At 43.0% G+C, this 24132-nt stretch carries 30 protein-coding genes; 22 read left to right on the top strand and 8 right to left on the bottom strand.

The annotated features are described in order from the left end of the window. Positions 1–143 precede the first annotated feature (143 nt). The 4 genes from AC6CIB_RS19755 (at position 144) to AC6CIB_RS19740 (ending at position 4148) form a co-directional block, all read left to right on the top strand. Positions 144–995 carry a GRP family sugar transporter gene (locus AC6CIB_RS19755; RefSeq protein WP_498283768.1) on the top strand — a complete coding sequence of 284 codons (852 nt, stop codon included), beginning with the start codon at positions 144–146 and terminating at the stop codon, positions 993–995. A 12-nt stretch (positions 996–1007) separates the two neighbouring features. Continuing rightward, positions 1008–1793, top strand: a complete 786-nt coding sequence (locus AC6CIB_RS19750; protein ID WP_498283592.1) for a glucose-1-dehydrogenase — start codon at positions 1008–1010, stop codon at positions 1791–1793. A gap of 738 nt (positions 1794–2531) precedes the next feature. After that, on the top strand, positions 2532–3794 hold the full coding sequence (locus AC6CIB_RS19745; RefSeq protein ID WP_498283590.1) for a Y-family DNA polymerase: 1263 nt from the start codon (positions 2532–2534) through the stop codon (positions 3792–3794). A gap of 21 nt (positions 3795–3815) precedes the next feature. Further along, positions 3816–4148, top strand: coding sequence for a YolD-like family protein (locus AC6CIB_RS19740; protein WP_498283588.1), 333 nt, complete (start codon positions 3816–3818; stop codon positions 4146–4148). Positions 4149–4202: 54 nt separating this feature from the next. On the opposite strand, the gene AC6CIB_RS19735 is transcribed toward AC6CIB_RS19740, so the two are convergent. Then, positions 4203–4418 carry a CDGSH iron-sulfur domain-containing protein gene (locus AC6CIB_RS19735; protein WP_113967576.1) on the bottom strand — a complete coding sequence of 72 codons (216 nt, stop codon included), beginning with the start codon at positions 4416–4418 and terminating at the stop codon, positions 4203–4205. Positions 4419–4548: 130 nt separating this feature from the next. On the opposite strand from AC6CIB_RS19735, the gene AC6CIB_RS19730 reads away from it, so the two are divergent. Further along, on the top strand, positions 4549–4881 hold the full coding sequence (locus tag AC6CIB_RS19730) for an iron-sulfur cluster biosynthesis family protein (protein WP_498283586.1): 333 nt from the start codon (positions 4549–4551) through the stop codon (positions 4879–4881). Between the two features lie 107 nt (positions 4882–4988). Here the strand turns inward: AC6CIB_RS19730 and AC6CIB_RS19725 are convergent, their stop codons facing one another. From AC6CIB_RS19725 to AC6CIB_RS19710, 4 genes are all read right to left on the bottom strand, one after another. Beyond that, complete coding sequence (locus AC6CIB_RS19725; RefSeq protein ID WP_498283766.1) at positions 4989–5858, bottom strand: aminoglycoside phosphotransferase family protein; 870 nt, start codon at positions 5856–5858, stop codon at positions 4989–4991. A gap of 32 nt (positions 5859–5890) precedes the next feature. Beyond that, the gene (locus tag AC6CIB_RS19720) at positions 5891–6817 is read right to left on the bottom strand and encodes an alpha/beta hydrolase (RefSeq protein ID WP_498283584.1); all 927 of its coding nucleotides are present in this window, start codon (positions 6815–6817) and stop codon (positions 5891–5893) included. Positions 6818–6943: 126 nt separating this feature from the next. Then, positions 6944–7075, bottom strand: coding sequence for a hypothetical protein (locus AC6CIB_RS19715; RefSeq protein ID WP_258549516.1), 132 nt, complete (start codon positions 7073–7075; stop codon positions 6944–6946). Positions 7076–7134: 59 nt separating this feature from the next. Continuing rightward, positions 7135–8037 (bottom strand): hydroxymethylglutaryl-CoA lyase, encoded by a 903-nt coding sequence (locus AC6CIB_RS19710; RefSeq protein ID WP_498283582.1) that lies wholly within the window; start codon positions 8035–8037, stop codon positions 7135–7137. 173 nt (positions 8038–8210) lie between these two features. Here AC6CIB_RS19710 and AC6CIB_RS19705 point away from each other — a divergent pair, with 173 nt between their 5' ends. The 5 genes from AC6CIB_RS19705 (at position 8211) to AC6CIB_RS19685 (ending at position 11669) form a co-directional block, all read left to right on the top strand. Next, positions 8211–9398: an acetyl-CoA C-acetyltransferase gene (locus AC6CIB_RS19705; RefSeq protein ID WP_498283580.1), complete on the top strand. Its 1188-nt coding sequence runs from the start codon at positions 8211–8213 to the stop codon at positions 9396–9398. Between the two features lie 36 nt (positions 9399–9434). Next, a complete protein-coding gene (locus AC6CIB_RS19700; RefSeq protein WP_498283578.1) occupies positions 9435–10127 on the top strand; it encodes a CoA transferase subunit A in 693 nt (230 codons plus the stop codon). Positions 10128–10145: 18 nt separating this feature from the next. Next, a complete protein-coding gene (locus tag AC6CIB_RS19695; RefSeq protein WP_498283576.1) occupies positions 10146–10808 on the top strand; it encodes a CoA transferase subunit B in 663 nt (220 codons plus the stop codon). Between the two features lie 118 nt (positions 10809–10926). Continuing rightward, complete coding sequence (locus AC6CIB_RS19690; RefSeq protein ID WP_498283574.1) at positions 10927–11157, top strand: YqkE family protein; 231 nt, start codon at positions 10927–10929, stop codon at positions 11155–11157. Beyond that, positions 11136–11669 (top strand): GrpB family protein, encoded by a 534-nt coding sequence (locus tag AC6CIB_RS19685; RefSeq protein ID WP_498283572.1) that lies wholly within the window; start codon positions 11136–11138, stop codon positions 11667–11669. The genes AC6CIB_RS19690 and AC6CIB_RS19685 overlap by 22 nt, the downstream gene beginning before the upstream one ends. 44 nt (positions 11670–11713) lie before the next feature. Here AC6CIB_RS19685 and AC6CIB_RS19680 read toward each other — a convergent pair whose 3' ends face one another. Then, on the bottom strand, positions 11714–12640 hold the full coding sequence (locus AC6CIB_RS19680) for an aldo/keto reductase (RefSeq protein WP_498283570.1): 927 nt from the start codon (positions 12638–12640) through the stop codon (positions 11714–11716). Positions 12641–12719: 79 nt separating this feature from the next. Then, on the bottom strand, positions 12720–12839 hold the full coding sequence (mciZ, locus tag AC6CIB_RS19675) for a Z-ring formation inhibitor MciZ (protein ID WP_498283764.1): 120 nt from the start codon (positions 12837–12839) through the stop codon (positions 12720–12722). A gap of 88 nt (positions 12840–12927) precedes the next feature. Here mciZ and AC6CIB_RS19670 point away from each other — a divergent pair, with 88 nt between their 5' ends. Further along, the gene (locus AC6CIB_RS19670; protein ID WP_498283568.1) at positions 12928–13476 is read left to right on the top strand and encodes an NUDIX hydrolase; all 549 of its coding nucleotides are present in this window, start codon (positions 12928–12930) and stop codon (positions 13474–13476) included. 405 nt (positions 13477–13881) lie between these two features. On the opposite strand, the gene AC6CIB_RS19665 is transcribed toward AC6CIB_RS19670, so the two are convergent. Further along, positions 13882–14463: a GNAT family N-acetyltransferase gene (locus AC6CIB_RS19665; RefSeq protein ID WP_498283566.1), complete on the bottom strand. Its 582-nt coding sequence runs from the start codon at positions 14461–14463 to the stop codon at positions 13882–13884. Between the two features lie 142 nt (positions 14464–14605). Between AC6CIB_RS19665 and spoIIM the strand changes: the two genes are divergently transcribed. From spoIIM to sigF, 11 genes are all read left to right on the top strand, one after another. Then, complete coding sequence (spoIIM, locus tag AC6CIB_RS19660; RefSeq protein ID WP_498283564.1) at positions 14606–15259, top strand: stage II sporulation protein M; 654 nt, start codon at positions 14606–14608, stop codon at positions 15257–15259. A 111-nt stretch (positions 15260–15370) separates the two neighbouring features. Beyond that, positions 15371–15829, top strand: a complete 459-nt coding sequence (gene fur / locus AC6CIB_RS19655; RefSeq protein WP_113967597.1) for a ferric iron uptake transcriptional regulator — start codon at positions 15371–15373, stop codon at positions 15827–15829. A gap of 195 nt (positions 15830–16024) precedes the next feature. Further along, entirely contained in the window at positions 16025–16252 is a 228-nt protein-coding gene (locus tag AC6CIB_RS19650) for a YqzK family protein (RefSeq protein ID WP_498283562.1), read from the top strand. A 6-nt stretch (positions 16253–16258) separates the two neighbouring features. Further along, positions 16259–17152: a site-specific tyrosine recombinase XerD gene (xerD, locus tag AC6CIB_RS19645; protein WP_498283560.1), complete on the top strand. Its 894-nt coding sequence runs from the start codon at positions 16259–16261 to the stop codon at positions 17150–17152. A 209-nt stretch (positions 17153–17361) separates the two neighbouring features. Next, a complete protein-coding gene (gene deoB, locus AC6CIB_RS19640) occupies positions 17362–18546 on the top strand; it encodes a phosphopentomutase (RefSeq protein ID WP_498283558.1) in 1185 nt (394 codons plus the stop codon). 102 nt (positions 18547–18648) lie between these two features. Then, positions 18649–19464: a purine-nucleoside phosphorylase gene (locus AC6CIB_RS19635; RefSeq protein WP_498283556.1), complete on the top strand. Its 816-nt coding sequence runs from the start codon at positions 18649–18651 to the stop codon at positions 19462–19464. Between the two features lie 69 nt (positions 19465–19533). Then, the gene (locus AC6CIB_RS19630; RefSeq protein WP_498283554.1) at positions 19534–20838 is read left to right on the top strand and encodes a pyrimidine-nucleoside phosphorylase; all 1305 of its coding nucleotides are present in this window, start codon (positions 19534–19536) and stop codon (positions 20836–20838) included. 388 nt (positions 20839–21226) lie between these two features. Then, entirely contained in the window at positions 21227–22393 is a 1167-nt protein-coding gene (locus tag AC6CIB_RS19625; protein ID WP_498283552.1) for a D-alanyl-D-alanine carboxypeptidase family protein, read from the top strand. A gap of 134 nt (positions 22394–22527) precedes the next feature. Then, positions 22528–22878 (top strand): anti-sigma F factor antagonist, encoded by a 351-nt coding sequence (spoIIAA, locus tag AC6CIB_RS19620; protein ID WP_113967610.1) that lies wholly within the window; start codon positions 22528–22530, stop codon positions 22876–22878. Position 22879: 1 nt separating this feature from the next. Then, positions 22880–23323, top strand: coding sequence for an anti-sigma F factor (gene spoIIAB, locus AC6CIB_RS19615; protein WP_149156987.1), 444 nt, complete (start codon positions 22880–22882; stop codon positions 23321–23323). A gap of 12 nt (positions 23324–23335) precedes the next feature. Further along, the gene (gene sigF / locus AC6CIB_RS19610; protein WP_113967614.1) at positions 23336–24100 is read left to right on the top strand and encodes an RNA polymerase sporulation sigma factor SigF; all 765 of its coding nucleotides are present in this window, start codon (positions 23336–23338) and stop codon (positions 24098–24100) included. The last annotated feature ends 32 nt before the right edge of the window (positions 24101–24132 follow it).

Below are 24132 nucleotides of genomic sequence, written 5' to 3'. Positions count from 1 at the left end.
ACCTCACCTTGAGATTATACCGGACAAAATCAGGGTATGCATCAGAGAGTGGAAAAAACAGTTGTTTTTCTGGCATGAATGGCTAGAATGTTCGTTTCAGTGGAAAACTATGATTATTGTTGGGAAAAGGATGTGGTTGTATGATAGGGATTCTTTTAGCCCTGATCCCCGCAGTGGCATGGGGAAGTCTTGTGTTTGTAAGTGTAAAACTTGGAGGGAATGCCTACAGTCAAACGGTTGGGATCACCATTGGGTCATTATTGTTTGCGGTAGGCGTATTCTTCATCAAATCCCCGGAATTGACGTTATTTGTGTGGGGAATCGGCTTCATTTCCGGCGTCTTCTGGGCAGTCGGTCAAGTCAATCAATTAGCGAGTGTAAAGTTCATCGGCGTTGCGAAAACCGTTCCGATTTCAACGGGAATGCAACTGATTGGAACGACTCTTTTTGGCGTTTTAGTGTTTAAGGAATGGAAAACGACAGAAACGATTCTTCTCGGTTGCGGAGCCGTTTTAGCTCTGATTGTTGGTGTGGTGTTAACATCATTCACACAAAAATCCGAGGGAGATGAAGAGTCCCAACTGAAAAAAGGTCTACTCACTTTATTGCTATCCAGTTGTGGATACATAGCCTATGTCGTCATTTTAAGATGGTTTGATATTGACGGATGGGAAGCGGTTTTGCCACAGGCGATTGGAATGTTTATCGGGGCGGTTGTCATTACGTTCAGGCATAAGCCCTTTACAAAATATACGGTGCGAAATATCTTAACCGGTCTGATGTGGGCATCGGGGAATTTAGGGTTGCTGCTTGCGCTTCCACGCATTGGTGTGGCAACGAGCTTCTCCCTATCTCAAACAGGGATCGTTATTTCTACCCTTGGAGGTTTGTTTTTCTTAGGTGAAAAGAAATCCAGGAAGCAGATTCTTCTCGTCATTGCAGGGTGTGTTCTTATCATTATCGGCGGTGTTCTATTAGGCTTTACGAAAGACTAAGGAGGAATGGATATGTATTCAGATCTAACAGGGAAGGTAGTCGTTATAACCGGAGCTGCTACTGGAATAGGAAAGGCGATTGCTAAACGATTTGCCAGTGAAGGCTGTAAAGTGGTCATTAATTATTTCAAAGAAGAAGAAAATCCTGAAGAACTAGTAAGGGAAATCGAAGAAGCAGGGGGAACAGCCTCCATTATTCAAGGTGATGTGTCAAAAGAAGCAGACGTTCAGGGCTTTGTCCATTTTGCGCACGATACGTATGGTCGTCTTGATATCTACGTGAATAATGCGGGAATCGAAAATGAAGTTCCGTCTGAAAACCTGCCTATTGAAGATTGGCAAAGGGTCATCAACACTAACTTAACAGGTACATTTCTCGGATGCCGTGAAGCTGCGAAATACATGCTCGAGCATAACATCAAAGGATCAATCATCAATGTTTCTTCTGTTCATGAAATCATTCCGTGGCCTCACTTTGCTCACTATGCAGCCAGTAAGGGTGGGGTGAAATTATTAATGGAAAGTCTTGCATTAGAATTCGCACCCGATGGAATCCGGGTAAACAATATCGCTCCCGGGGCCATTGATACTCCCATCAATGCCGAGAAATTTTCCGATCCCGAAAAGAAAAAAGGTGTGGAAAAGCTCATTCCAATGGGCTACATCGGAGAACCGGGGCAAATCGCTTCCTGTGCAGCCTTTTTGGCTTCAGAGCAGGCAAGTTATGTCACAGGGACCACCCTCATCGCTGATGGGGGCATGACGAAATATCCAGGATTCCAAGCCGGGAGAGGCTGATTGATGTATAGGAATAGGCCAACATCATAAGGTGATGTTGGCTCTTTTTATTGTGTTTTGAGTATAAGCATTCCTAATTCACTATGGTGATGATCGACCTGATCAAGCCGCCTCCGCTTTTCTTTTGTCCAGCTCCAGGGCTTAGAGGCTCGAGGTCATAAGTCCAACATACCAAAAAGGCAAAGAGCGCCTTTCCGGTATGTTCGCCATATGCTTGTCGCCTCTGGCCAAAGCCCTTCCGCTTTTCTTGATGTCCAGCTCCGGCGGCTAGTCCCTCGAGGTCACAACTGAAAAATCCCATAAGGCAAGAAGCGCCTTTTGGGATTTCCCAGTTGTGCTTGTCGGGTCTGATCAAGCCGCCTCCGCTTTTCTTTTGTCCAGCTCCAGGGCTTAGAGGCTCGAGGTCATAAGTCCAACATACCAAAAAGGCAAAGAGTGCCTTTCCGGTATGTTCGCCATATGCTTGTCGCCTCTGACCAAAGCCCTTCCTCTTTTCTTGATGTCCAGCTCCGGCGGCTAGTCCCTCGAGGTCACAACTGAAAAATCCCATAAGGCAAGAAGCGCCTTTTGGGATTTCCCAGTTGTGCTTGTCGGGTCTGATCAAGCCGCCTCCGCTTTTCTTGTTATTCTCTCTGTTTCCATTAATTTTAGTTGAAAGGGAACGTATATTCGTATAGAATCATAACTATACTATATAAGAACGTTTGTTCTATTTTGGGTAAAATGGAGGACGATTATATGACTGTCGATTACAGTGTGCTGCCACACCACAAGATTCTGTGCATCGATATGAAGAGCTTTTATGCTAGCTGTTCGGCTGTCATGCTGGGTCTCGATCCCCTTGAATGTCATTTGGCTGTAGTAGGGGATAGGGACCGCCAAGGAAGTATTGTGTTAGCGGCATCACCCAGGCTGAAGAAGGACTTTGGGATCAAAACGGGCTCGCGGATGTTTGAAATCCCAAAGGACCCGCGCATCCGGCTTGTAGAGCCGAAAATGGCTACGTATGTCAGGATCTCGACTGAGTTGACCCGGTTATTCCATCGCTACGTACCGAAAGATGCCATTCACACGTATAGTGTGGACGAAAGTTTTATTAAGATTGATGGAGCGACGAATCTTTGGGGGGATGCCACGACCATTGCCCGCAAAGTCAAGGATGATATGGAAAGGGAGTTTCAACTTCCCTGCGCCATAGGCATCGGTCCCAATATGCTGTTGTCTAAGCTGTGCCTGGATCTTGAAGCAAAAAAAGAGGGGATTGCCGAATGGACCTATGAAGACGTTCCGGAAAAGCTGTGGCCGCTATCGCCTTTACGTGAAATGTGGGGGATTGGCGGACGCTTAGAAAAAACGCTCAATCGCATGGGCATTTTCTCTGTCGGGCAATTGGCGCAGTATGACCTGGAGAAGCTGGAGGCCAAGTTTGGCGTTATGGGGAATCAGCTCTATTACCACGCATGGGGAGTTGATTTATCTGAAATAGGAGCACCGATCATGGATGGTCAAATCAGCTTCGGCAAGGGACAGATCCTGCTGCGCGATTATAAGGGGAAAGAGGAAATCAAACGAGTCATTTTAGAAATGTGTGAAGAAGTCGCCAGACGTGCCCGTACCCATCGAAAGGCAGGAAGGACGGTCAGCTTTGGTGTCGGTTACAGTCACGAAGAATTCGGTGGAGGGTTCCAACGGTCAAGGACGATAGAGGAACCGACCAATATCACCATGGATCTGTACCGGGTGTGCCTGGAATTATTCGAAGAGAACTACAATGGGAAAACCGTACGGAAAATCAACATCGCCCTTTCTAATATTGTAGAGGACGCAGCACTGCAGATTTCATTATTCGAACCTGACCGTTGGGAAAAACGGGAACTCGGGTATGTAGTGGATCGAATCCGAAACAAATATGGATCAGCCGCCCTGCTCCGCGCCGTATCCTATACAGAAGCGGGAACAGCAAGGCATCGTGCCCGCCTGGTGGGCGGACATAAATCGTAACAAATATAGGAGGTGAGAGGATTGATCCGTGATCGGGGAAGAATCAAGTGGACATCCATGATGCTGCCGGAGCATGTGAAATTACTGAGGGATTGGGCAAAGGAAGATACGCACGAGAAGAGGGTCGAACTTGACGAGCAGGAATTAGACAGGATGAATGAAGTCGTGGCAGAGGCGATGGAGCATGGTAAAATGGTGTCGATTACTCATTATGTAAAGCACCGTCATCAATTATTGATTGGAACCATTCACCATGTCGACTCACTGGATGGGAAGCTGCACGTGGTAGACAGGTTCGAAGACGTACACTATATTCCACTTGTAAGCATTGTGGACATTCGCTTTTTCGATTGACAGCCCAATGAAAAGAGAGACTTCACCAGAGTGAAGTCTCTCTTTTCATTGCATTTACTCTTCGTCCAATACCTTTTCTGCGCGCACACATGATTCAAATTTTCCTTTATGGGATGCATCACAAAACGGCATGTTTGTAGATAAACCACAGCGGCAAAGAGTAAACACCTGTTTCGTTGGAAATACATTTCCGTCAGCATCAATCAGTTCCACGTCCCCACTTACACGAAAAGAACCATTATCATTCACTTTAATTTGAGCTTTTGCCATAAAAAACCACCCTTTCTATAAAATACAAAAGAATTCCCCTTATCGATAGTAAATGGAAAATAGGAAAAATGCAATATTCTAAAGGAAACAAATAAAACGTGATAGGATAAGGGATAGAGGAGGTCGTCGAATGAAAATCGAACTAACCAACGAAGCAACCAAAAAGATTCAAGATAAAATAGGAACCAAAAATGGTCACCTGAAATTAAAATACGATACTGAAGGCTGCGGCTGTGTTGTAAGTGGAATTCCTACTTTATGGTTTGTACATGAACCTGAAAAAGGGGAAGATATAACGATTGAAACCAATAGCTATCCAATCCTGGTAGAAAAATCTAAAGTGGTATTTCTTGATGAAGACCTAAAAATTGACTTTTCTTCACAAAGTAACACGTTTCAATTAAAAAGCCCCGGGCAGATCATAAATGGAAGAATGAGCTTTTTGTTGTTTCCAGGGGAATAAAAATAAAAGCCTCAGATCTGAGTACATCCGAGATCCGAGGCTTTTATAAATATAAAGCCATTTATGTATCGTGATGGGTGTTATAGCGGTAAATGGTTCTATAGATACTAATCTAGTTCATTCACCAATTCCTCAAACAACCGGGCCACTGAAACCCCTGTCTTCCACCCGTCCATCCCGTCCTCTACCGACCAGCACGCAGATAAAACCGAATGACAGAATCCGTAACGAATCAAACGTTCATAAGAGAGGGAAAGTAGAGAGGCCATTGTTTGGATTCTGTATCGAAGCAGCTCTATTGGAACATCCCATTTACTCCATTCATTTAATGTAAATTGAATGCAGTCATATTCTCTCTCTCCGAAAAGCCCCTTGGGATCAATGGCCGTCCAGCCGGAGGATTTAGAGAATAGAATATTGCCGTGGTGCAAATCACCGTGTAGAAGAAAAAGATTCTGAGCAGAACTAAGTAACTCGGGGTAGAGCATCTCAGCTTTTGAGACTATTTCTTCAGGCAGGGGGCCAGTACCTCCGTTGAACCGTTCACGCAAGCGACCGATCCCATTTGACCAGGACTGAACGATAGGGTAGGGATGCTGGCTGACGGGTTTATGCCATAAACGGTGAGCAACATGGGCAAATACCTGCAACACCTCTTCTTCATCCTCAACGGAGTGAAGGGAACTTCCCGGTCTCAGGCGATCTAAAAGGATCCATCCCTCATCCTTATTGAAATCGAGGACTTCCACCATGCCCCTTCCTTGAAAATCTTGAAGTGCATGAAACTCATTGGAAAAATCGTTGTTCGGATACCCGACCTTTAAAACGGCATCCCGTGTACGCCCGATCTGGACCGGTACCACAAAGTTATAGCTTAATGAAAAAGGTTCCCCGTAGGTTAAATGGAATCGATTCTTTAAAGACCCCAGTAGACCTTCTACGTGCGAGATCCACACAGCACCTGAATCACCGTGCATGGTTTGCATTTTTGACCTGAAATCAGTTGGAATCAAGAAACATCATCCCTTTCATTTAATACAAATTGGTGAAGAAACCGTTGTATCACTTGTTCATATTCCCCAGGGTTGTCATTATACGATTGAGCATGAGTGCCCCGAAAATCGAGAAACATCTCTTTTGGTCCCTGTTTTTTTTCAAATAAATCCTTCGTCATTTGAGGCAGGATAAAGTCATCATTTGTGCTGTGGATAAATAACACGGGTTTTCTGATGTTATGAACAACTGATATCGGTGATAAATCCTTTAATGAGTACCCTTGTCGCAGCTTTAGTGTGCCGCCCACGAGGGGAAGGAGAAATTTTGCCGGCATCTTCACTTCTAAACTCATACGATAGGCGAGCTGTTCACCAAAGTCGGAAAAAGGGCAATCGGCAATATAAAAGTCTGCCCGATCTTCCACACTGCCTGCATATAAAAGCAGAGTAGCTGCACCCATGGACTCCCCGTGGATTCCGAAGAAAACATCCTCGCCTTCCCGACGGATCAACTCATCCACAACAGCCTTTAAATCATATTTTTCAAAATATCCGTAACTTGTCGTCTTCCCGCCGGACTCCCCATGACGGCGATGATCATAAATCACGGCATTGAATCCTTGTTTGATGAAAAGGTTCATATACTTGACCGAGTTCCATTTGTTTTCTGTAACCCCGTGAGAAAAGATCATGAATTTTTTATGGGGGTGAGGCTTCACAAAAATGGCTTTAATGTCATATCCGTATTGTGAAGGGATCAGCACCTCTTCTTTAGGAAGGGAGTCATAATCCTCTTCTATCAGCCTGGTCGATCCTGTTTCACGTGACCGAATAAAGTCATCACCCTTTTTCGGTAAATACATAAAACGATTCGTAATATAAATCCCAAGCAGACCTATGGAAGAAAGGGTACCGCCAAGGATGGCAAGTTTTTTTCTCATCTTCATCACCTCAAGCAAAATCAATCTTACTCATATTGTAGCAAAAGGAGGAAAAAAAGGAATTTTTGAACAGGGGAATACAAAGAAAAAGTGTCCCTGAGAAGAGACACTTTCATGAATTGGTACTTACGATTTAGCATTTTGCCCTTTAGTAGGATGAATGGCTTTTTCAAGTTCTTCCTTAGCCATCGGATTAGAAACCGTATCTGAGTTAGGTTTGCCCTTTTGGCTGAAGCCTTTATCGCGTTTTTGACTCATTGAACTCATCTCCTTCAAGTTTTATCTAGTTTAGAATGCTCGAAGGAGAAAGAAGGTATTCATGATTGATTCAATTCATACAGGCGGTAGTAACCGCTTTCAATGGGGCGACTGACATGGGGCTTCACCAGCTCGATGGCATGAGCCAGCTTCCCTAAATCAATTTCTGTGGAGATTCCCATTTCCTCTAACATATATACAACATCCTCAGTTGCTACATTCCCTGTTGCACCAGGGGCGAAAGGACAGCCTCCAAGTCCACCGGCAGAGGTGTCAAAACGGTCAACTCCCGCTTGAAGCGACGCAAGGATATTAGCAAGTGCCATCTTACGGGTGTCATGGAAATGCGCTGTCAGTAATGTGTGGGGCAACTCCTGTTTCAGTAACGCAAAGAGATGATATGCTTCAGATGGATTAGCCTTTCCTATCGTATCAGCGACGCTCAATTCATCCACGCCCAATGAAACAAATTCCTGACAAAGCGAAAGAGTATCCTCTGGTAAGACCTTCCCTTCATATGGACAGTAGAAAGCGGTGGAGATACAAGCTCTCACGAAGTAACCCCGCTCTTTTAACTCTGAAATCAGAGGGGCCAAGCCTTCAAGAGCTTCATCTGTCGTTTTATTAATGTTTTTCTGATTAAACGTATTGCTTACCCCTACAAATACGGCCACTGATTGACAGCCCGTTTCATATACCCGCTCGATTCCCCTTTTATTGGGTGCGAGAACGATATCTCTTGAATCAATCGTCATGCAGGAGTGGACAATATCACTCGCATCCTTCATCTGGGGAACCCATTTGGGAGATACAAACGAAGTCAGCTCCATTTCCCTGATTCCTGATTGCTTCAGCCGAAGGATAAACTCTTTTTTTACATCGGTCGGAACAAAGTTCTTCTCATTTTGTAATCCGTCTCTCGGACCTACTTCAATAATCGTTGCCTTTTTAGGTAAATTCATAATTTCCCTCCCTCTTTCATTTTAAGAAAATTTCGACATATAAATCAATATAAAAATTTTTTGACAAATTTAGAGGAATTTAACCGCTTACATAGAATGAGTTAAAGTGGAACTGTTTTTAAAGGTTAGTCATAGGCAAATCAATCAGTCAGAAGAGAAAGGGAGGAAGAAAGATGTCGAATGAAGTCGTCATTGTGAGCGCAGTGCGCACAGCCATCGGAAGCTTTAACGGATCTTTAAAAGATATTTCAGCTCCGGAACTTGGAGCGATTGTCATTAAAGATGCCCTCGAAAAGGCTGGTATAAATGCAAGTGATGTAGATGAAGTGATCATGGGGAATGTATTGCAGGCAGGATTAGGTCAAAATCCGGCACGCCAAGCATCCATTAAAGCGGGACTCCCTGAGCATGTGCCTGCCATGACCATAAACAAAGTGTGTGGATCAGGATTAAAAACGGTCCATCTGGCAACGCAGGCAATCCTTGCTGGGGATGCGGATATCATCGTTGCAGGTGGAATGGAAAATATGAGTCAGGCTCCATATTTACTAAAAGGAGCAAGAGAAGGATACAAAATGGGAGACCAGAAAGTAGTCGACAGCATGATTTCCGACGGCTTATGGTGTGCCTTTAATGATTATCATATGGGCGTAACGGCAGAGAATCTTTGCGACCGCTATTCCCTTACACGTGAAGAGCAGGACGAATTTGCGGCCTGGAGCCAGCAAAAGGCAGCTGCTGCGATTGAATCCGGCCGATTTGAAGAGGAAATCGTCCCGGTACATATCCCCGTGCGAAAAGGGGAGCCTGTTGTATTCAATCAAGATGAATTTCCCCGAAAAGGCTCAACTGCCGAGAAACTTTCAGGCCTTCGTGCAGCCTTCAAAAAAGAGGGAACTGTAACAGCTGGAAATGCATCGGGCATCAATGATGGAGCCGCTGCCGTTGTCGTCATGTCGAGGAAGAAATCCGACGAACTGGGTATCACGCCTCTAGTGACGATCAAAGGAAACGCTAATGCCGGTGTTGATCCGAGCGTTATGGGAATCGGCCCTGTTGCTGCCGTTAAAAAAGTATTGGAAAAAACAAAGCTGACGATTGAGGACATGGAATTAATTGAAGCAAATGAAGCATTTGCCGCCCAATCATTAGCGGTAGATAAAGAACTTCAATTCAAAAAGGACGCTCTTAATGTAAACGGCGGAGCTATTGCATTAGGTCACCCGATTGGAGCCAGTGGGACACGGATTCTGGTGACACTGATTCATGAAATGAAGAAAAGAGGCGTTCAAAACGGATTGGTTACCCTTTGTATCGGTGGGGGCCAGGGAGTAGCGACAGTCGTTGAACTTCATAAATAAGGAATGAAAAAGATCCAGATTCAAGGAGGGAATATAATGAAAGAAGTATACACTTCATATGACGAAGCGGTAGCAGACATCCACGATGGAGCAACTTTAATGGTTGGAGGATTCGGCCTGTGCGGGATCCCTGAAAAACTCATTCTTGCCCTTGTAGAAAAAGGTGTGAAAAACCTGACCGTCATTTCAAATAACTGTGGGGTAGACGACTGGGGCTTAGGTTTATTATTGAAAAATAAGCAGATTGATAAAATGATAGGATCCTATGTCGGGGAAAACAAAGAATTTGAAAGGCAGGTCTTATCTGGTGAACTGGAAGTGGAATTGGTTCCTCAAGGTACGCTTGCAGAGAAAATCCGTGCCGGGGGAGCAGGGATTCCTGCCTTCTATACGCCGGCAGGAGTCGGGACACCGGTAGCCGAAGGAAAAGAAACACGCACATTTAATGGAAAAGAATACTTGCTGGAAGAAGCCTATACGGCAGACTTTTCCCTTGTTCGAGCTTGGAAGGCCGATAAGATGGGGAATCTGATCTACAACAAAACGGCTCAAAACTTTAACCCGATGATCGCGGCTGCAGGAAAAGTGACGATTGCCGAAGTAGAAGAGCTTGTTGAAATCGGAGAAATCAATCCGAATGAAGTGCATACCCCAAGCATCTACGTGCAGCGACTGATTCAAGCAAACCAGGAAAAACGCATTGAAAGAAGAACAATAAAGCAAGCATAGAAGGGAGAGTGGAACGGGATGGATCGTGCCAAAATGCGTGAAAGAATAGCAAGAAGAGCGGAAAAGGAAATAGAAGATGGTTTCTATGTCAATTTAGGAATCGGGATGCCTACACTGGTAGCCAATTATATAACAGAAAACAAACAGGTTGTACTTCAATCTGAAAATGGATTACTTGGAATCGGCCCTTATCCAGGGGAAGATGAAGTCGATGCAGACCTCATCAACGCCGGGAAAGAAACCGTTACGGCAATTCCAGGCTCCTCTTACTTTGATAGCTCAGAATCATTCGGGATGATCCGTGGAGGCCATATCAATATTGCCATCCTGGGTGGAATGGAAGTAGCAGAAAATGGTGATCTTGCCAACTGGATGATACCTGGAAAGATGATTAAAGGTATGGGCGGAGCAATGGATCTCGTCCACGGAGCCCAACGCATCATCGTCATCATGGAGCATGTGAATAAAGCCGGTGAGAGCAAAATCCTGAAGGAATGCACATTGCCTCTGACAGGAAAAGGCGTCGTGCACCGGATTATCACTGATCGTGCTGTGATGGATGTGACGGAAGAAGGCTTATTGCTTCGTGAAGTAGCGAATGGCTTCTCAGTGGAAGATATCCAATCATCAACGGATGCGACATTGATTGTAGGGGATGACGTGTTGCTGGAAGCATATTGATGGAGAGAGTCGGTTATAAGGGGCGTGTCCCCCCTTTTGACCGGCTTTTTTTGAGCCTGATTTTTGACTAAAACTCAAAAAAGATTTATAACTATGACAGATAGGGGGAATTCAGCACATGTCTAAGAAAAAGAAACAGGAAGCAGAAATGACGTTAAAGAATTCAATCAACCAGGATCTATTCGAACAATTGAAGCAGAAGAAGAAAGAGCTTGAAAAGGTAGAGTCTGTGAAAAAGGAAGAAGAGCGTCTTAGAAAAATAGAAGAGAAAAAGCAGCGGGAGAAGAATAAGAGCTTTGAAGAGCTGCTGAATGAAAGCAGTATGGATTGGAAGAATTACAAGAACTGATGAGGGAAGTGAAGGTAGTACCTCATCAAGCGGCTTGGAAAGAAAAATTTGAAACAGAAAAGCGTTCTTTGACAGAGCTTCTTCCTGACGCATTCATTCACCATATCGGCTCGACCTCGGTACCTGGGCTAGCAGCAAAACCAATCATTGATATTCTGATTGAGGTCCCTGATTTGGAGAGTATTGATGAACAGACAGAGGAATTTCGTCAACAGGGCTTTGTGGGAAAAGGGGAAAATGGTATTCCCAATAGACGCTACTTCTATAAGGGTGAAGGTAACCTGAGAGCCGTACATCTTCATATTTTTCCTAATGGAATCCAACATGTTATCAGACATTTAGCTTTTCGTGATTATTTAAGAGAACATGACCGGGAAGCCCAACAATACGGAGAACTAAAAACATACTTGGCGAAAAAATTCCCACTGGATATGGAAGGGTACATCCAAGGGAAAGATCAGTTTGTTAAGGACATGGAAAAAAGAGCGTTGGATTGGCATCAAACAAAATAGCGAGCAGGGAACTAAAAAAACCCCTGACTCGCTTATTTGTTTAATCATTCATCCCTATGCTGCTCATACCTGGATAATTTCGTCAACTTTTTAAGCGTATCCAACTCCTCACCGGATAAAGAAGGGCTATTAACAGCAGCAATATTCTCCTGAAGTTGTTGGATCGAGCTTGCGCCTGGAATCACTCCAGCGACCGAATCATGGGCGAGATTATATTGAAGGGCAAGTTCATTCATCGTACGGTGGTCCCCCATTTTTTCATGGATGGACCCGATGGTTTCCTTAAGTTCTTCATAAGAATAATCGAGATACCCATTTTCTTTCATCTTTGAAGAAGCTTTGGAAAGCATTTTCTCTGAAAGAAGTCCTTTAGCAAGGGGACCGCGTGCAACGATACTCACCTTGTGATCATCCAGTAATTCCATCCATTCTTCCGGGCGACGATCCAGTAAGCTGTACTGCATCATGACGCTTTGAATGGAAGAAATCTTCAGGAATCGCTTAATGACATTCGGTCGAATGGAGGAGATTCCATAATGGCGAATCAAACCTTCACTCTTTAATTCTTCAAAAGCCTCGATCGTTTCTTCGAAATGATCTTCAATCGTCCCGCCATGAAGTTGATAAAGGTCGATATAGTCCACTTTCAGGCGGGATAAGCTATCCTTAACGGCAGACTTGATATAGGGTTTGGAAGGATCCCAGCGCCAGCCATCCTCCACGTCATCCCAGCGATTTCCTACTTTTGTGGCAAGAATAATGTCATCTCGGACCTCGCGGATGGCATTACCCACTATTTCTTCATTTTGACCAAAGTCATATAAATCAGCGGTATCAAGATAATTGATCCCATTCTCTAAAGCATGTTTCACAATTTCCTTGGCAGCTTTCTCTTCGGTTCCAAGGGACATACAACCGAGTCCCATCTTTGATACAAATAAATCGGAGTTTCCTATTTGTCTTTTTTCCATTGTATCCGTCCTTTCGACATTAGCACTCTCTATTATATTAACGAAAGTCGGGACGAATAAACAAAAGAAACGGTTGGTTTCAACGATTGGCTTCGATCCATTCCTTCACCGTGGCGTAGGTTTGATTATATTGCTTCAGCTTCTCCCTGATTTCCCAGCCTTTACCTACCAGGACGATCCGGTCTTTTTCAGCAATCACCTTCAAGGGATTTCACCTCGATCCTCGAATCAGATATGGTAAAATGTATGAGGTCAAGGTCAATGACAGAACAAGGAGAGTTGAGCGGATGAAAAAATTTGAAGAAAAGACGATTAAAACGGAAACCATCTATCAAGGGAAAATCATTGATCTTCAGGTGGATGAAGTAGAGCTTCCCAATGGAAAGACTTCCAAGAGAGAACTGATTAAGCATCCCGGGGCTGTTGCCGTTATTGCGTTAACACCAGAGGGGAAACTTGTCATGGTAGAGCAATATCGCAAAGCGCTGGAGAAATCCATCATCGAAATTCCTGCAGGTAAGCTTGAGCCGGGGGAAGAGCCAGATAAAACAGCCCTCCGTGAATTGGAAGAAGAAACGGGCTACGGCTGTGAGAACCTGGAGCATTTGATTTCGTTTTACACGTCTCCTGGATTTGCAGATGAGCTTGTTCACTTGTATATCGCTCACGATCTTTATGCCATTCAGGAAGCAAAAGAAACGGATGAAGATGAATTTGTAGAGTTGATTGAAGTGACAGTCGAGGAAGCGGTGCAGCTTATAAAGGAACAACGGATTTACGATGCAAAAACGGCTTATGCTGTTCAATATCTGCAACTGAAGAAGCTTGCAAATTAAGAGTTGTGAAGGGAAGCTGGACTTATGAGGAGAGGGAGTCCAGCTTTCATGTTTTTGGTAAATGGTGGTAAAAAACGTATATAATGAAAAATTGACGCAATTACGACTAATTTTGACGCAATAAATAAAAAAACGACGCAATAACCCCGGATTTCGGCGCAATAAATGCCAGAATGACGCAATCGGGGCTTAACTTTCCCGTATTCGAGGCGCCTAGCCCCTGTTCTGAGAGCGTATTTCCCTCAATGATTCATTTTTTTAGCTGAAAAGGTCAAAAGGTAACGGTTTTTAACTCTAAATGGACTAAAAGTGACGGAACTGCCATACGATTCGATGTTCAGTAGGGGAACGTTCATGAATTCACAATCTCTGTAACCCAATCAACCTAATCAATTCCCAAGAATATCAAATCTTAATTGAGTCCCCTGGAATAAGAGCATAAACACACGTATCACGTGCGTCTGTCCCGTTTTCATCAAGATGATCATGCCGGATGATGCCCTCAAGCATGAACCCCAGTTTTTCAGGTACTCTTTTGGAGGCTGTATTTCTCTCATCGCAGCGAATTTCCACCCGCTGGCAGGAAAGGTCGTCTAAGGCGAAATGGGTTAACGCGTTAACCGCTTCAACGATGTAACCCTTTTTTGTGTGTTTCGTGTGAAGCCAATATCCGATTTCCACTTTTGGCACGTTCCAATCGATGCGGTGCAGCCCTGTAGATCCAATAAATTCATCTGTTTCTTTCAGATAAATATGTAGTCGAATGTCGGTCTTCTTTATGAATTCTGCATAGGAATCCCGTACTCCCGCCTCCACTTCTTCCAGGGATTGGTCTTTACGGGCGAAGGGAAGCCAGGGCTTTAATTCATTTCTTGATTCAGAGATGGCAATAAAGACGTCAGTACCGTCTCCGGGCATGCATGGTCTAATGTAAAGGCGGGGCGTTTCAATCCTATCGCGAAACTCGATTAGACTTGGATTTCTCATAGTATGTTCCTCCACTTCCACCATAAGGTTTCTATGATTATACGTTTAACCCTATGAAAGTTCAATAGAATAGAAGAGAGAAGAATAAACGTGTCCCTCCCTACATATAGATTAGTAATCGATATCTAGGAGGAGCACTGTGATGCGCAAAAAAATATCAAATTCTAATCCACTCGTTCAACATGTACAAGCACATTCCTCAATCTATTTATTTATTATTACGCTGTTTCTAATGGGGATCATTTTTGGAGCAATCGTGGTTAATTCATTGTCTTTTGCCCAAAAAGAAGACCTGTATTTCTATTTAAGTAAGTTCTTTAGTGAAATGGAAGATGGCAGTATGACGTCAGCAGAAGAGCTGTTCCGTCAGAGTTTCCTTCATAATGTAAAGTATCTTGGGTTGGTGTGGTTACTGGGAATCTCGATTATAGGACTTCCCCTCATTTTCGTTCTATTATTTATGAAAGGCGTAGTGGTGGGATTTTCAGTAGGTTTCCTTGTGAATCAAATGGGATGGAGCGGGTTTTTATTATCTTTTGTCAGCGTCTTACCGCAAAATATCATCATTATTCCGGCGTTTATTTTCATCGGAGCGATCAGCGCCAGTTTCTCCCTTACGCTGATTCGAAAGATTTTCATGAGGCAGACATCATCCATGCAGTTTCAAATGATTCCGTTCTTATCCAGATACGTGATTTTCTTGGTGGTGGCTATAGGGATTGTCACGATTGCAGCCAGCATCGAAGCGTATCTTTCTCCTAACTTAATGGAAGCGGTTATTTCAAAAATAAAATAAAACGATTCTTATATAAGAATCGTTTTATTTGTTTAATTATAATAATTTTATTTTGCTTATTCCTCCCTTTTTGATATAATAGTAAGGACATTGACGAGGGAGGAGAGGACTATGGAAAGCCGTATTGAAAGAATAAAAAAACAACTTCATTCTGCCAGCTACAAGCTTACGCCGCAGCGCGAAGCAACGGTACGCGTGTTATTGGAACATGAAGAAGATCACCTCAGCGCCGAAGATGTATACCTCCTCGTTAAGGAAAAATCTCCGGAAATTGGACTGGCAACCGTATATCGTACGTTGGAATTGCTATCTGAACTGAAAATTGTGGATAAAATCAATTTTGGCGATGGTGTATCGCGTTATGATCTTCGACAAGAAGGGGCAGCTCACTTTCATCACCATTTAGTATGCATTGAGTGTGGAGCGGTTGATGAAATACAAGAAGATCTCTTAGAAGACGTGGAAGCGATTGTTGAACGAGATTGGAAATTTAAAATAAAAGATCACCGCCTTACCTTTCATGGTATTTGTTCCAGATGCCAGGATAAAGAAGAGGACCCAGAAGAATAATATGATGTCGAAAAGCCTTAAAGATTCCTGTCGTTGTTTCTCATTTTGAAACATCCCATACATACTCTTTAAGGCTTTTTTATATACACGGACAGAAATTTTCACCGTTTTAACTCCATAAGGTATAAAACAGTTTAAAAACGTCATAGCTTGTATTAATAGACGTTAGTACCGATGAATATGGAGGACGACAAGATGATAAAAGGAATTCAAATGGTATGGCAAACCATTAAAGTGTTTATTTTGTTTACTGGATCAACGATTTTGTTTTACTATGGTATTATGTGGATCAGTGAAGAATACGAAGGCTATCACAGATATGATGAACCCGAGGGAGCAGCAGTCAAGGTGTATTCTTCTGTGACGGGTGAAGAAAGCCAATGGTATGATCGGCTATTATTTTTTTATATGAACGGGGAGTAATGCAGTGTGGAAGACCATATTCAAGATTTCATGCACTTTTTAATAGTAGAAAAAGGGCTGGCCAAGAATACGATAGAGTCGTATCAGCGTGACTTAAAGAATTATGCACTATACTTAACAAAGGTTGAGGAAGTATCGGAACTGAACGCCGTTTCGAGAATGAATATTGTCCAATTTCTCGGCCACTTGAAGAGTCAGGGGAAATCTTCAAAGACAGTTGCACGTCATGTTGCATCAATCCGATCCTTCCATCAATTTTTATTAAGGGAGAAGACGACGGAACAAGATCCAACTGTTCATATCGAGACACCGAAAACAGAGCGGACACTTCCGAAAATATTAAGCATCGCTGAAGTGGAGGCTTTACTTGAAGCCCCTGAGGAATCGACACCTTTGGGGATGAGGGACAAGGCAATGCTTGAAATCCTCTATGCGACAGGGATACGGGTAAGTGAGCTCATCCAGCTAAAACTAGATGATGTCCACTTGACCATGGGATTTGTCCGATGTATAGGAAAAGGGAATAAAGAACGGATTATCCCCATCGGACAAACGGCAATGAATATTCTTGAGAAATACTTAGAAGATGCCCGGTTGAAATTAAGAAGCAAGAAGCACCGGGATGATCACCTGTTTTTAAACCATCATGGTAAAGGCCTGACAAGACAAGGTTTCTGGAAGAACTTAAAAGCTCTTGCAAAAAAAGCCAATATTGAAAAGGATCTGACTCCTCATACACTTAGGCACTCATTCGCAACCCATTTATTGGAGAATGGGGCAGACCTAAGGGCAGTACAGGAAATGCTCGGTCATGCAGACATTTCCACCACACAAATCTATACACATGTAACGAAAACACGCTTAAAGGATGTATACTCACAATTTCATCCGCGGGCTTAAAAGATGAAGAGAGATGTCTTAAAGAAAATAGTATTCTTTAAGGGATCTCTCTTGTTTTTTTTGAAAGGAAAAAGTAGAATGTAGATGTCAGACTTCTGACGTTAAATCCTGTCGATTGCTATAATGCAGTTAAGGGTAAAATACGATTAAAGATTAAAAATGTAACCGCTTTTTTAAATAAGGAACTACATATAGGAGGTTTATTTCAAATGAGTAACTATACATACAAAAGAGTTCATCTGATCGTCATGGACTCAGTGGGCATAGGTGAGGCACCGGATGCTGAACTATTCAACGATAAAGGAACGGATACGATTGGTCACATTGCTGAACATATGAATGGGCTGAACATGCCCAACATTGGAAAGCTTGGACTTTCCAATATTAAAGAAGTGAAGGGAATTGAAAAAGCTGACAAGCCGTTAGCATACTTCACGAAAATGCAGGAAGCATCTGTTGGGAAAGACACGATGACTGGTCATTGGGAAATAATGGGTCTTAATATTGATAAACCGTTCAAAACGTATCCAGACGGTTTCCCTGAAAAATTAATTCAGAAACTTGAAGCTGAGACAGGCAGAACGATCATTGGAAATAAGCCTGCAAGCGGAACTGAGATTATTGAAGAGTTAGGAAAAGAACATATGGAAACAGGAGCTCTTATTGTTTATACTTCTGCAGATCCTGTCCTTCAAATTGCCGCTCATGAAGACATCATTCCTATTGAAGAGCAGTACAAAATTTGTGAAATCGCCCGTGAAATCACGAAAGAAGAGGAATACCTCGTAGGTCGCGTGATTGCTCGTCCATTCGTTGGCGAACCAGGCGAGTTCAAACGCACATCCAATCGTCACGACTATGCGTTAAAACCTTTTAACCGTACCGTAATGAATGAACTGAAGGATTCCGGGTTTGACGTGATCGCCATTGGTAAAATTTCAGATATTTTTAATGGCGAAGGAGTGACTGAATCGATTCGTACGAAGCATAATATGCACGGAATGGACGGACTCATTGAATCATTCGATCAAGACTTCACAGGCTTAAGCTTCCTGAATCTTGTCGATTTCGATGCTTTATTCGGACATCGTCGCGATCCAGAAGGATACGGAAAGGCGTTAGAAGAATTTGATGCACGGCTGCCAGAAGTGTTCGAGAAAATAACGGAAGATGATCTTCTTATCATTACAGCCGATCACGGGAACGATCCGACCGCTCCAGGAACAGACCATACAAGAGAATATGTTCCACTTCTCGTTTATTCAAAACGCTTTGACGGAGGGAAAGAGCTGCCTATCTCTGAAACATTCGCAGATATCGGCGCTACCGTGGCAGACAACTTTAATGTGACCATGCCGAAGTTTGGTCGAAGCTTCTTATCACAATTGAAATAGGTATTCCCGGTAATAAATATAGAAAGGGAGAGGGGTCAAGGTGCGGGAACATCGGCCCATTTTCTCCTCTTTACGATGAATGATAAAAAAGGAGCAATGAACATGAATTACGAAAACATCCAAAATGCAGCAAACCATTTAAAAAATCAATACACAGGCCAACCGAAGATCGGACTCATCCTAGGTTCAGGGTTGGGTGTGTTAGCTGATGAAATCCAAAATTCAGTTAAAATACCTTATAAAGAAATCCCTGACTTTCCTGTTTCGACAGTGGCAGGACACGCCGGGCAGCTTGTGTTCGGTCAATTGGCGGGTCAGGAAGTAGTCGCCATGCAAGGGCGCTTTCATTACTACGAAGGGTATGGATTCGATAAAGTTACATTCCCAGTCCGTGTTATGAAAGAACTAGGCGTCGAAGTGTTAATCGTGACAAATGCAGCCGGTGGAGTGAATGAAAGCTTTAAGGCTGGAGACTTGATGCTGATCACAGATCATATTAATAATATGGGTGGCAATCCATTAATTGGGGCAAACGATTCCCGTTTAGGACCAAGATTCCCGGATATGTCAGAAGCATATTGTAAAGAACTGCGTCAAATAGCGAAAGAAATCGCAGAGAAGCTTTCAATTGAAGTGCAAGAAGGCGTATATGTGGGGAATACAGGTCCTACATACGAAACTCCAGCTGAAGTTCGACTTGCCCGTACACTTGGAGGAGATGCAGTAGGAATGTCGACTGTACCTGAAGTAATCGTAGCCCGCCACGGGGGAATGAAAGTGCTTGGAATCTCATGCATTTCAAATATGGCGGCAGGTATCCTTGACCAACCTCTTTCCCATGATGAAGTGATTGAAACAACCGAAATGGTTCGTGCAAACTTTCTGGCATATGTGAAAGAAATCGTGAAATCAATCTAAGAGTTGTACGATTCAAATTAAAAACTAAAGGACTTCCCTTTGACAATACTAGAAGAGCGGGTGCATACAATGAGAATGGTTGACTTAATAGAGAAGAAGCGTGAAGGTAAAGAACTCTCTACAGAAGAAATAAAATTTATCGTTGAAGGTTATACAGATGGAAGCATCCCTGATTATCAGGTAAGTGCCCTGACAATGGCCATCTTCTTTAAAGACATGAGCGATAGAGAAAGAGCAGACCTTACAATGGCAATGGTCGAATCAGGAGATCAAATCGATCTGTCTGCAATTGAAGGAATTAAAGTAGACAAGCACTCTACAGGCGGTGTTGGTGATACAACGACCCTTGTTCTGGGACCACTGGTTGCTTCCGTTGGAGTACCAGTAGCGAAGATGAGTGGACGAGGACTTGGACACACTGGGGGAACCATCGATAAGCTTGAATCCGTCGAAGGCTTCCATGTGGAAATTGAAAACGATGAATTTATCCGATTGGTGAACAAGAATAAGTTAGCCGTTATCGGTCAAAGTGGTAATTTAACACCGGCTGATAAAAAGCTATATTCACTACGTGATGTGACGGCAACGGTCAATAGCATTCCTTTGATCGCAAGTTCCATCATGAGTAAAAAAATAGCCGCTGGTGCGGATGCTATCGTACTTGATGTGAAAACGGGTGCCGGAGCTTTCATGAAAACACTGGACGATTCAAAAGACCTTGCAAAAGCAATGGTGAACATCGGAAACAACGTCGGCAGAAAAACAATGGCGGTCATTTCGGATATGAGTCAGCCACTGGGCTTCGCGATCGGAAACGCACTTGAAGTGAAAGAAGCAATCGATACATTAAAAGGTGAAGGTCCAGAAGACTTAACAGAATTATGCTTAACTCTTGGAAGTCATATGGTCTATCTGGCTGAAAAAGCAACTACATTGGAAGAAGCGAGAGAGCTATTACAGAAAGCGATTGAAGATGGATCGGCTCTTGAGAATTTCAAAGTATTCCTAGAATCACAAGGTGGGGATCCATCCGTTGTGGATGATCCATCAAAACTTCCACAGGCGCAATATAAGGTTGAGCTTGAAGCGAAAGAAGATGGCTATGTATCAGAAATTGTGGCCGATGCAGTAGGAACGGCTGCTATGTGGTTAGGAGCAGGCCGTGCAACGAAAGATTCTGTTATCGATTTAGCGGTTGGTCTTGAGTTACGCAAGAAGATCGGTGATTCTGTCAAAGCGGGAGACTCTCTTGTGACGATCTATAGCAATGATGAGAATATCGACAATGTAAAAGAGAAATTATACGAAAGTATTAAAGTAACACCTGAACATGTGAAAGCACCTACGTTGATTCATACTGAAATCACAGGTTGATCATTTGTTTTGTTGTGGGGCCTTTGCCAAAGAGGAGTTTCTCTTTGGTGGAGGCTTTTTTTGATGGGAGGAAGGTTGCTTTGGAATGGAATCCATAATTCTCAAGCAATGTATTCCTTTCAAATAAAACATCCCCGATTACCTTCTTTTATTAAAAAACACACTATTTTAAGATGATTTTCCCCTCACAACCATCAAAAGCTATTCGCCTGAAAACCTTGTCAGCTAAAAGCTCTTCCAATTTATAACTCGTTCCTTACTCTTATTTAATACGTTTTAGTTTCGACACCTCTACTTTTTTACCAATGTTTGTATAAAAATGATGCAGTTGGAAAAAATGGGTCTATGAGTATTGATTTAAAACGAGATTTGATTGGAGGACAGTTGGATGAAACGTTTTGCGTATATAGTGGTTACATTTGTTTTAGCAGCTTTTTTGTTTCCTTCAATGGGGTTTGCCCAGGAGAAGAAATCGGAATTAGCTGAAGTAGCGAAATCAGCTGTTTTGATTGAGCGGGATACTGGAACGGTATTATATGAGAAGAATAGCCATGAAAAGCTTGCACCAGCATCCATGACTAAGATTATGACAATGATGTTGATCATGGAAGCCCTTGAAGAAGGTCAAATCAAGTGGGAAGACAAGGTTCGTACGAGTGAATATGCCGCATCGATGGGTGGATCACAAATCTTCCTGGAGCCCGGTGAAAGCATGACGGTTGAAGAAATGCTTAAGGGGATTGCAATTGGTTCGGCCAATGATGCATCAGTAGCCATGGCGGAGCATATATCAGGAAGTGAAGAAGCTTTTGTTGAAAAAATGAACCAAAAGGTAGAAGAGCTAGGGTTAAAAGACACTCAGTTCAAAAACCCGACAGGCTTACCGTCCAAAGATCATTATAGTTCGGCACATGACATGTCCATGATGGCCAAGGAACTTCTAAAATATGAAGGAATCACCAAGTTTACAGGTAGCTATGAATCGTACTTACGTGAAGATACGGAAAAAAAATTCTGGTTGGTAAATACAAACAAATTGGTTCGTTTCTATGACGGAGTAGATGGACTGAAAACTGGATTCACCAATGAAGCGAAATACTGCTTAACGGCAACGGCGAAGAAAGATAATATGCGAGTCATTGCTGTCGTGTTCGGAGCACCGACACCTAAAGAGCGAAATAACGAGGTAAGTAAAATGCTGGATTTTGCCTTCAATCAGTATTCAACCAAACCTCTCTTCAAAAAAGGAGACTCCCTGGCTCAGGTGAAAGTATCGAAAGGGAAACAAAACAGAGTGGAGGCAGTGACGGAAGAGCCTATCTCCCTATTAACACAAAAAGGTGAAAAACTGGATAAAGTAGAACAGAAGATTACACTCTCTAAAGACCTGAAGGCTCCTATCAAAAAAGGAGATAAAGTCGGGACCCTTGTCATCATGAACAAAGGAGAAAAAGTGTTGGAAAGCACTCTCGTCGCAAAGAAAAATGTAAATGACGCAAGCTGGTGGGAGCTGTACAAAAAATCCTTTGGACTATTCACGAAAGTTGGAAAGTAAAACCGTCTTTACGATTCCTGATGAAAATTACCTCTAATTATGACGAATTCCTTCTAGTTTTGTCATGGAGAAGGAATTTACTAAAAGAATAGCGAAATGACTCACTATACGACAGAGAAGGAGGCTTTCTGATAGTGAGTCTTGCTATTAACTTAGAAGTCAAAAAAGATGTTTTGTGTATTCGTTTAAGTGGTGAGCTGGATCATCATACTGCTGATGAGCTTAGGGAAAAAGCTTCGAATCTGATTGAAAGTGAGAATGTGAAGCATATCATTTTGAATTTAGAGGAACTGAGCTTTATGGATAGTTCAGGCTTAGGTGTGATTTTGGGTCGATACAAGCAGATTAAACAAAAGCATGGAGAAATGGTTGTGTGTGCGATCTCCCCTTCTGTAAACCGATTATTTGAAATGTCCGGGTTGTTTAAGATTATCCGTCTTGAGCCGTCTGAAGAAAACGCATTACAAAGATTGGGGGTCGCCTGACATGAGAAACGAAATGAACATTCAATTCAGTTCTTTAAGCCAAAATGAGTCCTTTGCCAGAGTTACCGTTGCTTCATTTATTGCACAGCTGGATCCGACGATGGATGAGTTGACTGAAATCAAGACAGTCGTATCTGAAGCCGTTACAAATGCCATCATTCACGGATATGATAACAGACCGAATGGTACCGTCTATATTTCTGTCATTATGGAAGAGGATGGGTACATTGATATGACCATCCGTGATGAAGGAGTCGGGATTGGTGATGTAGAGGAAGCCCGTCAACCATTGTTCACGTCCAAGCCTGAGCTGGAACGTTCTGGAATGGGCTTTACCATCATGGAGAATTTCATGGATGAAATAGAAGTGTCATCACACCCAGGTACAGGCACCACGGTAAGACTAAAAAAGCACTTGACCAATAGTAAAGCGCTATGCAATTAAGGAGTCGTGCCCATGGATGTCGAAGTTAAAAAAGAAAAGGAACAGACCTTTCTGAAGGATCATGAGGTGAAAGAGCTCATAAAGCAGAGCCAGGACGGTGACCAAAGTGCCCGGGACTTGATCGTCCAGAAGAACATGCGTTTAGTATGGTCCGTCGTCCAGCGCTTCCTCAATCGGGGATATGAGCCTGATGATCTCTTTCAGATAGGCAGTATCGGGTTGCTGAAATCAGTCGATAAGTTTGATTTAAGCTACGACGTCAAGTTTTCAACATATGCAGTTCCGATGATCATTGGTGAAATCCAGCGGTTCATCAGGGATGACGGAACAGTAAAGGTAAGTCGTTCGCTGAAGGAAATGGGAAACAAGATTCGTAAAGCCAAGGATGAACTTTCCAAGAAATTTGGGAGGGTTCCGACGGTTAGTGAGCTTGCCGAACATCTGGAGTATTCGGTTGAAGAGGTGATCATGGCTCAGGAAGCAAGCAGAGCCCCTTCTTCCATTCATGAAACCGTTTATGAAAATGATGGAGATCCCATTACCCTTTTGGATCAGATTGCGGATAATAGCGATAATAAATGGTTTGACAAAATTGCTTTAAAAGAAGCCATTAGGGAACTGGATGATCGGGAACGGCTGATTGTGTATTTAAGGTATTACAAAGACCAAACCCAATCGGAAGTAGCAGATCGACTGGGGATATCCCAGGTCCAGGTATCGAGACTGGAGAAGAAGATATTACAAACAATGAAAGATCACATGCATACAGAATCTTAGGGAAAATAACCTTGTTGTTTCAAAGAATCATG

Source organism: Rossellomorea sp. GQ25 (assembly GCF_059758515.1).
This window is presented reverse-complemented; position numbering and strand designations above follow the sequence as displayed.